The 13,991-nt window shown below is 54.5% G+C and carries 11 protein-coding genes; 9 read left to right on the top strand and 2 right to left on the bottom strand.

Features of this window, described 5'->3' with window-relative positions; all coding sequences use genetic code 11:
- The first annotated feature begins 22 nt into the window (after window positions 1-22).
- Both msrA and ACI48J_RS24810 read left to right on the top strand, forming a co-directional pair.
- A complete protein-coding gene (gene msrA, locus ACI48J_RS24815; RefSeq protein ID WP_405080736.1) occupies window positions 23-706 on the top strand; it encodes a peptide-methionine (S)-S-oxide reductase MsrA in 684 nt (227 codons plus the stop codon).
- A gap of 195 nt (window positions 707-901) precedes the next feature.
- Window positions 902-2,200 (top strand): arsenic transporter, encoded by a 1,299-nt coding sequence (locus ACI48J_RS24810; RefSeq protein ID WP_405080735.1) that lies wholly within the window; start codon window positions 902-904, stop codon window positions 2,198-2,200.
- Between the two features lie 149 nt (window positions 2,201-2,349).
- Here ACI48J_RS24810 and ACI48J_RS24805 read toward each other — a convergent pair whose 3' ends face one another.
- Window positions 2,350-2,880, bottom strand: a complete 531-nt coding sequence (locus ACI48J_RS24805; RefSeq protein ID WP_405080733.1) for a cysteine hydrolase family protein — start codon at window positions 2,878-2,880, stop codon at window positions 2,350-2,352.
- Window positions 2,881-3,008: 128 nt separating this feature from the next.
- On the opposite strand from ACI48J_RS24805, the gene ACI48J_RS24800 reads away from it, so the two are divergent.
- The 3 genes from ACI48J_RS24800 to ACI48J_RS24790 all read left to right on the top strand — a co-directional run bounded on the left by ACI48J_RS24800 (window position 3,009) and on the right by ACI48J_RS24790 (window position 5,509).
- Complete coding sequence (locus ACI48J_RS24800; protein ID WP_009675357.1) at window positions 3,009-3,320, top strand: helix-turn-helix transcriptional regulator; 312 nt, start codon at window positions 3,009-3,011, stop codon at window positions 3,318-3,320.
- A gap of 138 nt (window positions 3,321-3,458) precedes the next feature.
- Window positions 3,459-4,646, top strand: coding sequence for an MFS transporter (locus ACI48J_RS24795; RefSeq protein WP_405080731.1), 1,188 nt, complete (start codon window positions 3,459-3,461; stop codon window positions 4,644-4,646).
- A gap of 212 nt (window positions 4,647-4,858) precedes the next feature.
- Window positions 4,859-5,509, top strand: a complete 651-nt coding sequence (locus ACI48J_RS24790) for a hypothetical protein (protein WP_405080729.1) — start codon at window positions 4,859-4,861, stop codon at window positions 5,507-5,509.
- Window positions 5,510-5,606: 97 nt separating this feature from the next.
- Here ACI48J_RS24790 and ACI48J_RS24785 read toward each other — a convergent pair whose 3' ends face one another.
- Window positions 5,607-6,581, bottom strand: a complete 975-nt coding sequence (locus ACI48J_RS24785) for a hypothetical protein (protein WP_405080727.1) — start codon at window positions 6,579-6,581, stop codon at window positions 5,607-5,609.
- Window positions 6,582-7,011: 430 nt separating this feature from the next.
- On the opposite strand from ACI48J_RS24785, the gene ACI48J_RS24780 reads away from it, so the two are divergent.
- The 4 genes from ACI48J_RS24780 (at window position 7,012) to ACI48J_RS24765 (ending at window position 13,988) form a co-directional block, all read left to right on the top strand.
- A complete protein-coding gene (locus tag ACI48J_RS24780; RefSeq protein ID WP_405080725.1) occupies window positions 7,012-7,419 on the top strand; it encodes a GNAT family N-acetyltransferase in 408 nt (135 codons plus the stop codon).
- Between the two features lie 276 nt (window positions 7,420-7,695).
- Window positions 7,696-10,296 carry a metallophosphoesterase gene (locus ACI48J_RS24775; protein WP_405080724.1) on the top strand — a complete coding sequence of 867 codons (2,601 nt, stop codon included), beginning with the start codon at window positions 7,696-7,698 and terminating at the stop codon, window positions 10,294-10,296.
- 376 nt (window positions 10,297-10,672) lie between these two features.
- Window positions 10,673-12,586, top strand: coding sequence for a threonine--tRNA ligase (thrS, locus tag ACI48J_RS24770; RefSeq protein ID WP_405080723.1), 1,914 nt, complete (start codon window positions 10,673-10,675; stop codon window positions 12,584-12,586).
- A 121-nt stretch (window positions 12,587-12,707) separates the two neighbouring features.
- Window positions 12,708-13,988: a DUF1963 domain-containing protein gene (locus ACI48J_RS24765; RefSeq protein WP_405080722.1), complete on the top strand. Its 1,281-nt coding sequence runs from the start codon at window positions 12,708-12,710 to the stop codon at window positions 13,986-13,988.
- The last annotated feature ends 3 nt before the right edge of the window (window positions 13,989-13,991 follow it).

Genomic DNA, 13,991 nt, shown 5'->3' with positions numbered 1-13,991 from the left:
CATACGAAGGAGGCCGGGTTGAATGAACGATTGTCATGCCGGAAAGGAAACGGCGGAGCTTACGCTTCCGCACAACGATCTGCAAACGGCAACGCTCGGAATGGGCTGTTTTTGGAGCCCGGATGCCTTGTTCGGTCATTTGCCCGGTGTAATCCGCACAAGGACAGGTTATGCCGGAGGAAGGACCGAACAGCCGACGTATCGCGAAATGGGAGACCATTCGGAGACGGTAGAGCTGGAGTTTGACCCCGCGGTGATTACGTTTGAGGATATTCTGGACGTGTTTTGGGACAACCACAATCCCGTCAACATTAACGGGTATAAAGGGCGGCAGTATTTGTCGCTGATTTTGTATCATAACAGGGAGCAGCAGGAGGCCATACAAGCGGTGATTTCCCGGCGTAAGAAGCAGGGAGGCACGGAGACGGAGACGGAGACGGAAGCGGCTCCCTACTCGGTTTTCTATCCGGCTGAGGAACGGCATCAGAAATATTATTTGAAAAGATTTCCCGATGCCGTCGACAAGCTTGGCACATTGTATCCTTCTCACCGCGAGCTGGTGAATTCGACTTTGGCGGCGCGGCTGAACGGACTGGCCAAAGGCTACACGAGCCTGGAGCGGGTTGCCGGAGAGATCAAGCAGTGGCCGGTTGAACCGGAGGCCCGGCAGAAGATTCTCGATCTGATCCGGCGGATCCGGTGGTAGGCAGCTTTCGGGGCAAGCCCAGGCAGGCAAAGTTCCGGGTTCGGCAGGGATCAAGAAAAAGAGGTTGTATATATAAGTATATGGTTATATAATAATGTCGGCCCGAGATTGTTTTAGAATATTCCGGATTATAGGGCTCATATAACGAAAAGTAGCGATATCCGTGAACGAAGCGTTAAAGTGGAGGTTGGAGCAGTGAGTACCGTACTGTGGGCTTGTCTCATTTTTTTGATTACGTTGACGCTGATTATTTGGCAGCCCCGAAATTTGTCTATCGGTTGGTCGGCTTGCGGCGGAGCTGCGGCGGCTCTTCTTGTGGGTGTGGTCACCTTTCAGGATGTGTGGGATGTCACGAATATCGTCTGGAACGCAACGCTGACATTCGTGGCGATTATTCTGATCTCGCTGATTCTGGACCGGATCGGCTTTTTTGAGTGGGCGGCGCTGCACATGGCCAAAGCGGCCAAAGGCAGCGGTCTTCGCATGTTTATATATGTCTCGGTGCTCGGAGCGTTTGTCTCGGCGTTTTTTGCCAATGACGGAGCCGCGTTGATTTTGACTCCGATTGTGCTGGCCATGGTGCGGGCGCTTCGTTTCGACGAGAAGAAAGTGTTCCCTTTCATTATCGCAGGCGGTTTTATTGCGGACACGACGTCGCTTCCGCTGGTCGTCAGTAATCTGGTGAATATCGTTTCGGCAGACTATTTCGGGATCGGTTTCATGGAATACGCCGGGCGGATGATCGTGCCGAATTTATTTTCGCTGGCTGCCAGCATTCTGGTGCTGTATCTTTTCTTCCGGAAAAGTATTCCCCGGCATTTTGACGCGGAGCAGGTGAAAAAACCGGCGGATGCGCTTAAAGATCCCGCCATGTTCCGGTTGTCGTGGGCGGTGCTGGGAGTTCTGCTGGCCGGGTATTTCGTCAGCGGGTTTCTGAACATTCCCGTGTCGGTTATCGCCGGTGCTATCGCCGTTTTCTTCCTGCTGATGGCGCGTAAAAGCTCTGCCGTTCCGGCCCGGGAAGTGGTAAAAGGCGCTCCGTGGGCGATCGTCTTTTTTTCCGTCGGGATGTATGTGGTCGTATACGGGCTGCGCAATGCAGGCTTAACGGATCTGCTGGCCGGTGTTATTCAGGCGGCGGCTGACCGGGGGATGTTCGCGGCGACGATGGGGATGGGCTTTCTGGCCGCTTTGATATCGTCGCTCATGAACAACCTGCCTACCGTCATGATTGACGCCCTCGCCATTGACGCAACCAGCGCGGCGGGTGCCACGAAAGAAGCGTTGATCTATGCGAATGTGATCGGCTCCGACCTGGGACCCAAAATTACCCCAATCGGTTCCCTGGCGACGCTGCTCTGGCTTCATGTCCTGAATTCCAAAGGAGTGAAGATCTCCTGGGGCACTTATTTTAAAACGGGCATTCTTCTTACCGTTCCTACGTTGTTTATTACTCTACTGGGCCTGTACTTCTGGTTAAGAATTCTGGCGTGAATGAAGCGGGATGTTTTCCGGCGGATGCGTAAAGAGATCGGGGAGCGTATTGGGCGGATCGCCGCCCGCCATAGGCGAATAAAGCAAAACCGCCGAAACGGACCAGCGCGAAGCTGACCTGCCGGCGGTTTTTTGCTTTTTGCAGGCGCTCAAAAAGCGATGGCTTCCATAGGCTGGAGTGAAGCAAATCTCCCGTTCCAAATATTTTCATGATGCTCAATAATTTTGGATGCGGGCAGAACGGAGCTGTCCAGGGTGCTGTGGCAATCTTTTGCGACTAGATTGCGCTTGTACCCGTGGCTGTAAGCCGCACGAATGGTGGTATCCAGGCAAAATTCGGTCTGGGCGCCCGCAAACACGAGCTGTTCGACCCCTTGCTTCTGCAAAAAGTCCGGCAGCTCCGTTTCGTGAAAAGCGTCCCACGTCGTTTTGCGGATCACCGTGTCATTTTCATGCCGCGCCAATCCATGATAAAGCTGCCAATCCGGGCTGCCCGGATAAAATTCATCGCCGGGATCGGAACTGGTGTGCTGGATGAATACGACGGGAACCGAGGCGGAGCGGGCTTTGCCAATGAGGACGTTAATCCGGTCGGCCAGCTCGTCTTTCCGGTACAGGTGATTCTCCGGCAATGTGTAGAACACTTCCTGCATGTCGACGATCACAAGTGCTTTTTTCAACGTAGATTGCTCCTTCACCACTTTTTTCCTAAGTATAGCCCGCAGCGGAGCCGGTGAACAGTGGGTTTTTGGCGGCTTAGGAAGGAGTGGCGGTTTACAAATCTATAATTCTAGATATAATAGGGAACATGGAACCTTTATTGATCTACAAAGCACTGGCCAACGAAACTAGGCGGCAAATTCTCGACTGGCTCAAAAATCCTGCCGAGCATTTCGACCCGGCGCCATATATCCAGCACGGCATCGAATTCAAGACGGGGGTCTGCGTAGCGGATATGCAGGGGAAGACGGGTCTCGCGCAATCGGTAATCTCCAGCTATTTAGCTACTATGCAGAAGGCAGGTTTAGTCGAATCGGAACGGATAGGCAAGTGGACGTTTTACAGACGCAATGAAAAAACAATCCGGGAGTTTGCCGATTATATCCGGAATGAACTGTAGGAGGGAGCGCTTTTTTTTGCTCAAATAAATCTATATATTTAGATATTTGAATAAAAGTATGAATTCGACTTATTCATGAGAATTCACTTCTCATTCCACATAGATACAAAATACGAGTCAGACAGGAGTGTTTGCTGCATGAAACAGAGAAACACGCTGCTCATTGTGATTCTCGCCTTGGGCGTTTTCGGCATTATTACGACAGAAATAGGCGTGGTCGGAGTGCTTCCCCAAATTACGGAGAAATTCGGGGTAACGGCCTCCCAATCCGGCCTGCTGGTCAGCTTGTTTGCCCTCGTGGTGGCTGTGTCTGGACCGTTCCTGACACTGCTTGCCTCGGGAATAAATCGCAAACGGATTTTGCTTCTTTCCGTCCTTGTCTTCACGATTTCCAACCTCGTTTACATGATGACGACCAGCTACAATGTAATGCTGCTGTTCCGCATCCTCCCGGCGTTTTTCCATCCGGTGTTTTTCTCGGTAGCGCTGGTGACTGCAGCCAAGCTCGTTCCCCCGGAAAAGAGCGGCCAAGCGGTGACTAAAGTTTTTGCCGGCATTACGGTCGGGTTCGCTTTCGGCGTTCCCCTCACTTCTTATTTGGCGGAGCAGCTTTCGCTGGAAGCGGCATTTCTGTTCGGGGCCCTTGTGAACGGGGCCGCATTTACGGGCATCCTTTTCTGGCTGCCGTCCATGCCGGTTAAGGAAAGAATGTCGTACGGCAAACAGCTCGGTATTTTACGGAAACCGGGTTTATGGCTGAATATTGCTGCCGTTATGTGCTTGTTTGCGGCTATGTTCTCGGTGTACAGCTACTTTGCGGAGTATCTGGGCCAAGTGAGCCGGATGACAGGTTCGTTAATCAGCGCGATGCTGATGGTGTTCGGTATCGTTATGATTATGGGAAATTTTCTGTTCGGTGTTCTGCTGCAGAAGAGCGTAACGAAGACGGTGCTGTTGTTTCCGTTTCTGTACGCCGTCATTTATTTGATGAACTACTGGCTCGGGCCGTACCTGGTTCCGATGATCGGAATGATTGTCTTGTGGGGGATTGTGCACTCAGGCGGGCTCATTATCAGCCAGACATGGCTGATGGAGGAATCAGGGGAAGCTCCCGAGTTCGGGAACAGTCTTTTCGTATCGTTTTCGAATCTGGGGATTACGATAGGAAGCGCGGCCGGAGGCTGGTTTATTTCCCGGCTCGGTGTGCATCAGCTTGTCTGGAGCGGGGTCTTGTTCGCTGCCTTGGCGTTCTTCCTGATCCTGATTAAAATGAGCGTATTCCGTGCTCGGGCGGAATCGGCGGAACACCGGGCTGCGGCCGAATAACGCGCTTTTCAAGCGTTAAATGTGTAGGTCTGGAAGTGATCGTCTGGGGTGTGATAGGACGGGGATAAACACAACGGGACCTCGCGGCTTGTACAGGCAGGAAGACTTTTGTACGATAAGGATGATCCGCACAGAGAATGAGGAATAGGATTCGGATGCACAAGGCTCGCGCGGGGAGCCGAGAAACCTTATCGACGACAGGGGGAGAACGAATGAAAAACTGGGAACGTCCGCTGCCGGAACCGGCTGAGCTGCAAAGACAGCTGCTGCATATGGCCGCTTTGGATGTCATCATGAACGGGGAAGAATGGCTGAGAGTGTACCGGTACGTGCCGGACTGGAAAGCAGACGCCGCTCTAGGGATCGTCGAGAACGGGGCGGGCGATGACGTGTACGTGGTTTTCGCGGAAGAGGGGGTCATCATTAAGGGCTTTGACCACATGTCGCCTCTCAGTCCGCATGCCCGCGAGGAGTATGGCGTATGGCCGGGCATGTATGAGACGGCACCTGCCGGACTGTTGGCCTATCTGGACAACGACCTGTTCGAACGGGAGGACGTTACGTTCTGCATCTGGCGGCAGGCCGGCGATTCCGCGTGGAAGACCGGAGATCTTCTGGAGGCCGAAGGGGAGGACGACGGGTCCGATTTTCTGCTCGGCTATCTGATGAATACACCGGAAGAACATGCGGAGTGGGCCGTGTCCTACTACGAGAAACCGGTCGATCTTGAAGCGGTACGCGGGCTATTCGCGGGTGCGGCTGTTACGGAAGAGCTTATAGCGGCGCTAAATCCGCAGCGGAGCGCGAAAGACGCCCTGGCGGAGCTGGAGAGTCTGGGGCTGCGTGCCAACCGAGGCCGATAACGGACATATAAAAGAGGACGGGGCTGTTCCAACCGATCAGCCTGCGTCCTTTCTTTGTTGAGGGAGAAGTAGTTATCAGTTTCCTTCTTTCCGAAAATTAGAGTGGATTAAATTGTCCCAGCCAGATGTAAAGGCCCATCAGACCAAACACGACGATGCAGAAGTTAACGGCAACGAACAAGCATCGCATGACGGGTGTACGGTGGAACTGATATAACGTTTTGGCGGCACCGCTCCCTTCGATAATGAACAAAATAAGAATCGTATGCATAATGGTGTGGCCCACGATTTCTTTGAACCCGAAAAAGGTGGTCGTCATGAGAAAAACGCCGGTAAGCAGGAGAGCGGTGAAGCGGTTCATGATTCCCATGATAAACGCCCAGGCGAGCCCCATTTCGATAAACGCGCTGATCAGCACGAAATCCTCAACCGTGAAGCCGAGCGTAGGGAGTCCGTACTCGTGCATAAGCGAGCAGGCGAGCTTGGCCAGTGTCATTTTTTCCATGGAAAGCCAGGCGAGGGACAGCCCCGTGCATAGGTAGAGAACGGGTGTAGCCGATTGCTTCCAGCGGCTCTCGGTGACGAGCAGGTAATAAATAACGCCGGCGTAGAAAAAATAATCAAGCCCGTGGAAGAGCCCGTATGTAACGAGGGAATACCCATACAGGACAGCGAGAGCGGCACCGCTCACGACCAACAGCCTGCGGTGGAGAAGCCCGGCGATAGCCAGAATCAGCACGGCGTACACCCAGACGTGGTCCGATACGAAAGCCGGCGCGAGATATGTGCCCGTAAACAACTGCATCAGCAGGCCCAAACCGACACCGACGCGCAGAATAAGCAATTGATAGCGCTTTAATCGGTTCAAAAACTGATGAACCCGGCGCACAAGACCGATCCGCTCCAACGATTCGCTGAAGAGGACACAGACGAGCAGGGCGGCCAGCGTAACCCCGAGCCAAAGCAGAAAAGCGGGCGTGATGACTTTGGTCATGGGCTGCGGATTCCAGACGTGGTCTTCGGTAAACCATTTGACGTGGACGTACAAGCCGCTCCATTTTGGAAGGTACATAGTCCTGTTTTCACCTCCTTGCTAAAATAAGATGTCCATTCATCCATTTTCACAGTTAATTGGGGAGAGTCGTGATTTTCAGATAATCGAAGCGCTTGCAAAAATCAAGAATCCTAAAACTTTACTTAGATAAAGTATTTTACAAATTATAGTACCATAACCAATTAAAAAAGTAATCGACAATTTTTGTTCAGTTTTTGTCCTTATTTGTAGAAATTATCTCCATTCGACACGGAATGCGGAATAGAGGCGCGGAACCTTCGTTTTTTCGCCAAAAACCCCCTTTCATTCATAGCGTTGAAGAGAGGTTTTGGAAGGCTGTCACCGGTTCAAATCAGCTTCACAACCCCGCTCTTCGGGTAAAGAGGTCCTATAGCGCGGTTTCATCCGCTTGCCTAGAACGATAACTCTTTTCAGGAGGTGCGATAAAATGAGCGAATTGAACCGGAACCTGCCGGAGGAAAAGAATTCCGCCCCTCGCGAGACGGGCGAAGAGGGATATGTGGACATTGTGGTCCAGAAGCAGGGAACCAGCTATATCCTGACAGGCATAGGCGGCACAGTGGGAGAAATGACGTACCATATGGTCGATGTGGACACATGGATCGTCAACCATACGTTTATCGAGCCCAAGTACCGGGGCCGCAACCTGGGTCGAATGCTGCTGGATTATGTCGTTGCGGAGGCCCGTGAGAACGGCAGAAAAATTATTCCCGCCTGCTCGTACGTATTGGAGCAATTTAAGCAAAATCCGGACGAATTTGCGGATGTGTGGCTGAAGGAAGGCGAGACGCAATACTCGGATACGTACAGTTCCGACAGTGTTATGAAAGGCTGACGACTCGGGCGGCCCGCTCGTTTTAGGGGAAGGAACGAGGAGCCTTACGGCCTGCACGGTTTTGTCGAAAGCGCGAGTCCGCGAGGACCCGTGCTTTTTGTGCTGCGTCATTGTGAGTACGAACATGTCGGCGCCCTTTTGTTTATATACTCGCTTATCTTTGATAATTTACAAAAAAATGGAATACGTGATAAGATAAATAAAGCAAAATTAAAGCGCTTTAATTTTGTGGATGCACCGCTTTACCCATCTGATCACATGAGGAGAGGAAGCGAAATGCGGAAGGATCGAGCTTTTCCCGGCAAAAGAATGACGCGTTCCATCAGTCTGTTCGTCGTGTTCCTGCTGCTGGCGCTAGACTTGGCCGGAGCCGTTTCGGCAAGCGGTACGGCGGGAGCAAGCAATGGCGTACGGACGGAAGCGGCGGCGGTTAAAGAAACGCTGGCGCAGTGGATTTTCAAGGACAAAGGCAGTAACGGTGTATTTCCCGCCACGGGCGGTGTGTTCCAATCGGCTTCTTCGATCCGCGACATAGGCACCAATACCGACCAGTACACATACGAATCCGGCGAAAACAGCATCCGCAATCAGGGATGGCACGACGGCAGCGGCAAGAAATACTGGCTCGCGGCACTCTCCACCAAAGGGTACCAGAACATTACCCTGTCATCGCAGCAGACTTCCTCAAGCACCGGTCCGCGAGACTTCAAAGTTCAATTCAGCACCGATCAGCAGACGTGGACGGACATTCCGAACGGGAAGCTGGTCCTGGCCCAAAATAATTTCAGCTGTCCGAACAATGCCTGCAAATTAACGAATCTCTCCTTGCCGCAAGGGGCCGGCGATCAGGATGTGCTTTACATCCGCTGGGTCGTAAGCTCGACCGCCAGTGTAAGCGGCGGCACGGTATCCAGCTCGGGTTCCAGCCGGATCAAGGATGTGCTCGTGACCGGCGAACGCGGCAGCGGCGAACCCGGGGAACAGCCGACGACGGCTGTAAGCAGAACTCCCGCTCCGGGAGCGGCCGACGCGGCTGTGAACACCGAAATCAGCGTGATCTTCAACAAAGCCGTGGTGCAGGACAACGCGTATAAAGCGGCGGTCACGGACAGCGGCGGCGCTTCGCTTTCCGGCGTCTCGTCGGCGGTGAGCGGCAGCACCCTCAAAATCAGCCATCCCGATCTGGCGGCCGGAAAAACTTACACGGTCACCGTTCCCAAGGGACTCGTAAAAGGCGCCCAGGACGGCGCGGCCCCGTCCGCCGACATTACGTGGAGCTTCACGACGAGGCTGCCGGACTCCGGCAACAAAACGCCGTCTTTACTGAACATGACGTTCAACGGCGACCCGAAAACAAGCCTCTCGTTCGACTGGTATACGGCCGAAACGGTGAAGGGCACGGTTGTCCAGGTGGTGGAAGCATCCAAAGCCCTGGGCGGCACCTTCCCGGCTGACTTGGCGCAGAGCTACACGGGCAGTGTCACCGTTATTGACACGCTGATGACCGCGGGCGACAGAAGCTCGAAGAAATACAAGAAATTCGCCAGCCACAAAGCGACCGCAAGCGGGCTTAAGCCGGGTACGAAGTACGTCTACAGGGCCGGCAACGGGGATGCGGACGGCTGGAGCGAGACCGGATCTTTTACGACGGACCGGGCCGACAATCAGGACTTTCACTTCCTGTACGTGACCGACACGCAGGGCTCCAGCAAATCCAACTTCGAGCTGTGGCAGGATACGTTCAAGAGGGCCATCGAGAAGACGGTAGATCCCAAATTCGTCCTGCTGACGGGGGATTTGACGGATGACGGGGATCTGGAGCAGCTGTGGCAGTGGTTCCTGGGCGTTCCGAAAAAAGAGTTCGCCAACGTGCCGTTCGCCCCGATTATCGGCAATCATGAGGTGGAGGACTATCCCAACAACAATTTTTACAACCACTTCAATTTGCCCAAAGATGTCGGGACAGGCGCCCATGACGGATCGGTATATGCGTTTGAATACGGCGATGCGCTCTTTATGCAAATCAATTCCCAGTACGAAGGGGAGGTTTCCCCGTATAAAGCCGATCCCGAATTCACGAAACAGCTGGAATGGATGAGGAATCAGGTGGCCAAGTCGGATAAAAAATGGAAATTCGTTTCCATGCATAAAGGACCTTATTCCTCGGGAGACAACGCCACGGCGGAAGACGACCGGGTGAAGTTTTACCGCAAGTACCTGATTCCGGTATTCGATGAGCTGGGCGTGGACATGGTTTTCGAAGGACATGACCATATGTACATGAGATCCTACCAGATGCTGAATAACGTTCCCATCAAAAATGTCATTATCGACGAGCAGGGCAACGTTGTGAATCCGAAAGGCACCGTATACCTGATGGGCAACTCAGGCGCGTCGAAGTTCTACGATCTGAACCCGAAAGCGGATACGTTCTTCGCAGCCAAGAACGAGCAGCCGAACAAGAAGATGTTCGTGGATGTGTCGATCACCGGCGATGTGCTCAAATTCACGTCCTATACGGCTGTAAAAGACAAACCCATCGCTGTTTATGAGTCCTACAGCATTAAGCGGACGGACGGCAAGCCCGCCAAGGTGGAAAATGCGAGTGCCGTCAAACAGTCGGGCAAGGCGGTTATTTCCTGGAAAGCTCCCGCCAGCACATCCGAGCCGGTTAGAGGCTACCGCATTTACGAGAAGAACGGCAGGGCGGGCATCAACTGGAGCGCCTACGTTCCGGCCGTCAGCGGGCAGACCGCCTACAGCTATACGCTGAGCGGCACCGACTCCTCGCAAACCTATGAGTTTGTCGTTAAAGCCGTCGGGGGAAGAAATAATTCCGAACCGGTCGAAATCAGCACGGCAAGCGGCACGAAGTGACCTGGCATGGAGAAAAATAGAAATCGGCGGCTTGACATCCTTCCCGGCCGATTCTATAATTTCTACCCATACAGGCATTGACCAAAGACACGATTCCCTTCACGGGCTGCCCAGAGAGAGAAGCGCATGCTGAAAGCTTCTCCTGCCGACGGATGCGGAATTACCCCTTTGCAGCCGTGGCATTGAACCCGCACAAAGTAGTCCGAGCGGCAGTAGATGACACCGGATCATCTCCGTTACCGGATGCCAAATGAGGATTCTGCGCGCTTCGAGGCAGATCAAATGAGGGTGGAACCACGAGCTGAACGCACTCGTCCCTTTGTGGATGAGCTGCGTTTTTTTGCGTTCAACAAAATTGCTCGTGGAGGGATAGACGATGAATATTCAAGTAACCTTGCCAGACGGATCGGTCCGGGAGTATTCCAGAGGGACGACGATTGAAGAGGTGGCCCAGTCCATCAGTCCGGGACTTCGTAAGAACGCATTCGGCGGCAAACTAAACGGCAAACCGGTCGATCTGAACACGTCTATCGACCGGGACAGCGCGGTCGAGATTATCACGCCGGATAGCGCCGATGGGCTGAACATTTACCGGCACAGCACGGCTCACCTCATGGCGCAGGCCATCAAGCGGATTTACGGCGCCAAAGCCGTGAAACTGGGCATCGGCCCGGTAATCGAGGACGGGTTCTATTACGACCTGGATCTCGAAAAGCCCCTGTCGACCGAAGACCTCGCCGCCATCGAGAAGGAGATGGAGAAGATCGCGGGCGAAAACCTGCCGATCGTCCGCCGGGTCGTAAGCCGGGAGGAGGCTCTCCGCATTTTCGGCGACATGGAAGATCCCCTGAAGCTGGAGCTGATCCGCGACCTTCCGGAGGATGCGGAAATTTCCGTCTACGAACAGGGGGAGTTTATCGACCTGTGCAGGGGACCGCATCTGCCTTCGACGGGGCGGATCAAAGCGTTCAAGCTGCTGAACGTGGCAGGCGCTTACTGGCGCGGGGATTCCGCCAACAAGATGCTCCAGCGCATCTACGGCACGGCTTTCCCGAAAAAAGCGCAGCTTGACGAGCATCTGCATCTGCTGGAGGAAGCCAAGAAACGCGACCACCGCAAGCTGGGCAGGGAACTCGGCCTGTTCATGTTCTCCGAAGAAGCCCCCGGCATGCCGTTCTACCTGCCCAAAGGGATGACGATCCGCACAGAGCTGGAAAGCTTCGCGCGCGGACTGCAGCGGCAGCGGGAATATGACGAAGTGCGTACGCCGTTCATGATGAACAGACGCCTCTGGGAGCAGTCGGGCCACTGGGACCATTACAAGGACAACATGTATTTTACCGATGTGGACGATACGAGTTTTGCGCTGAAGCCTATGAACTGTCCGGGCCACATGCTGATTTATAAAAACAGCCTGCATTCCTACCGGGAACTTCCGATCCGCCTTGCCGAGTACGGGCAGGTGCACCGGCACGAGATGTCGGGTGCGCTGAACGGCATGATGCGTGTGCGCACGTTCTGTCAGGACGATGCGCATCTGTTCGTCCGCCCCGACCAGATCGAAGAAGAAATCGGCCGGGTGATCGAACTGATCGACCATATTTACGGCGTCTTCGGCTTCGAGTACAAAATCGAGCTGTCCACGCGCCCCGAAGACTCCATGGGCTCCCAGGAGCTGTGGGATCAGGCGGAAGCTTCCCTGAAAAACGTGCTCGATAACCGGGGCATCGAATACCGCGTGAACGAAGGCGACGGAGCGTTCTACGGGCCGAAAATCGACTTCCATATTCTCGACGCGCTCAAGCGCAGCTGGCAGTGCGGCACGATCCAGCTCGACTTTCAAATGCCGGAGAAATTCGACCTCACGTACATCGGCGAGGACAGCCTGAAGCACCGGCCGGTCGTTATCCACCGGGCCGTGTACGGTTCGGTCGACCGCTTCATCGGCATCATCACCGAGCATTACAGCGGCGCTTTCCCGCTCTGGCTGGCGCCGGTGCAGGTGAAGCTTCTGCCGGTGTCCGACCATTACGCCGATTACGCCATGCTCGTGAAGAAATCGCTGGACGAAGCGGGCATCCGCGCGGAAGCCGAGCTGAGAAACGAGAAACTGGGCTACAAGATCCGTGAAGCGCAGCTGGAAAAAGTGCCGTACATGTTCGTCCTCGGCGAAAACGAGAAAAATTCGGGCACGGCAGCCGTCCGCAAGCGCGGAGAAGGGGACTTGGGCCCGCAGTCGATTGAGGAAATCTGCGGGCGGATTCTCGAAGAAATCCGCAGTAAAGCTTAGGAGCCCGGGAGAAAGAATAGGAGCGCCGAAGGCAGTTTCCTGTTCCCGGGAAGAATTTCAAGCGAAAAATCCGGCGGTGCTCTTCATGTAAGTCCGCCGGACGGTGAAAGGATGAAGTGCGATGACGGAGCGTATTCCGTGCAAAAGCGCGGATTGCCGGGCGACGATTCTTCCCCGGACAGCCGAGAAGACGGGCGGTTACTGTATGCCCTGCGTACAGAACCGGCAGCGGCTGGAACGGGAGGAGTTCATCCGCCGCAACCGTAGGGATGTGAATCTCTACGAGGGGATAACGGACCCCGTGGAGATTTTGAAAATCATGTGCGAGCCGAGAGTTCCGAACCCTCTTATCCGCTATACGGCATACGAGAAAACGGCCGAGGATCTGTATGCCTCTTTGTCCGCACCGGATGCCGAGAGGATGAAAGCTTACGCGGCGGCGCTGATATCGGAAGACGAGCCGGATATCGCGGAAGACATTCTGTTATCGCTGGCATGTTTCACGGGAATACCGGTGCACGATTGCCTGCCCGAGCTTATCCGGAAGAAGCGTTACTACCCGGGAATTCTCTACAAGCAGGCTCCCGCCGCTATCCGGGACTTTCTGCTGGACCAAGTGGAAAAAGATGCGGACAACCGCAATTTCCTGCTGCTCGCGCTGGCCTGGATCGGGGATGAGGCGGTGGCGGCCCGCTTTAACCAATGGCGGGAAACTCCGCCTGTCTGGGCCGGAGAACTGTATGTGCCTCCGCACCAGTACTCGCTGGAGGCCGGATGGATGCTGAACGGAAAGGGTTTGAGAAGCGACTTGTTTTACAAGGAGTGCCGGACTTTTGAAAAAGGCACAGCCTCCGGCGGCGAGCCTGTATCCCTTTTCGGTGAAACCGAAGAGCTTTGCAGAGGCTGCGGCCGCGAAATGACTGTTTTGTTCGATCTGGACCTCAGACATTCTTCGCTTCGGTTCCTGGGTATGGAAGGCGAGAGGTTGAAGATCGCGACCTGCTTGAGCTGCACCTGCTATGGCTTTCTTTTTACCGATATAGACGGTAAGGGAGGGAGCCGGTGGAGCCGGTACAATGCCGCCCCCGCGGTTTCCCCGGTGCTGGAAGAGGATGGGCCGTTGGAGGCCGGAAGGCGGCCCGCTCTGCGGTTCTCGGGGAAGGAGCGGGGAACGTACTACGCCGCCGTCTGGACTCAGGAGCCGGCGGCGGCTTCGCAGGTGGGGGGCCATCCCACGTGGATTCAGGATGTGGAGTACCCGGATTGTCCCGGGTGCTCGGGGAAAATGACCTTCCTGGCCCAATTCTCCTGGGAGGATGCGGATGATTACGGCGAAGGGATTACCTATGCGTTCGTATGCAAGGAATGCCAAGTCGCCGCAACCCATTTCCAGCAGACGTAAGTC

It is taken from the genome of Paenibacillus chitinolyticus (assembly GCF_045038035.1).
Lineage (GTDB): Bacteria > Bacillota > Bacilli > Paenibacillales > NBRC-103111 > Paenibacillus_F > Paenibacillus_F chitinolyticus_A.
Note: the sequence above shows the minus strand (reverse complement) of the source record. Positions and strands in the feature narration are given on the sequence as shown.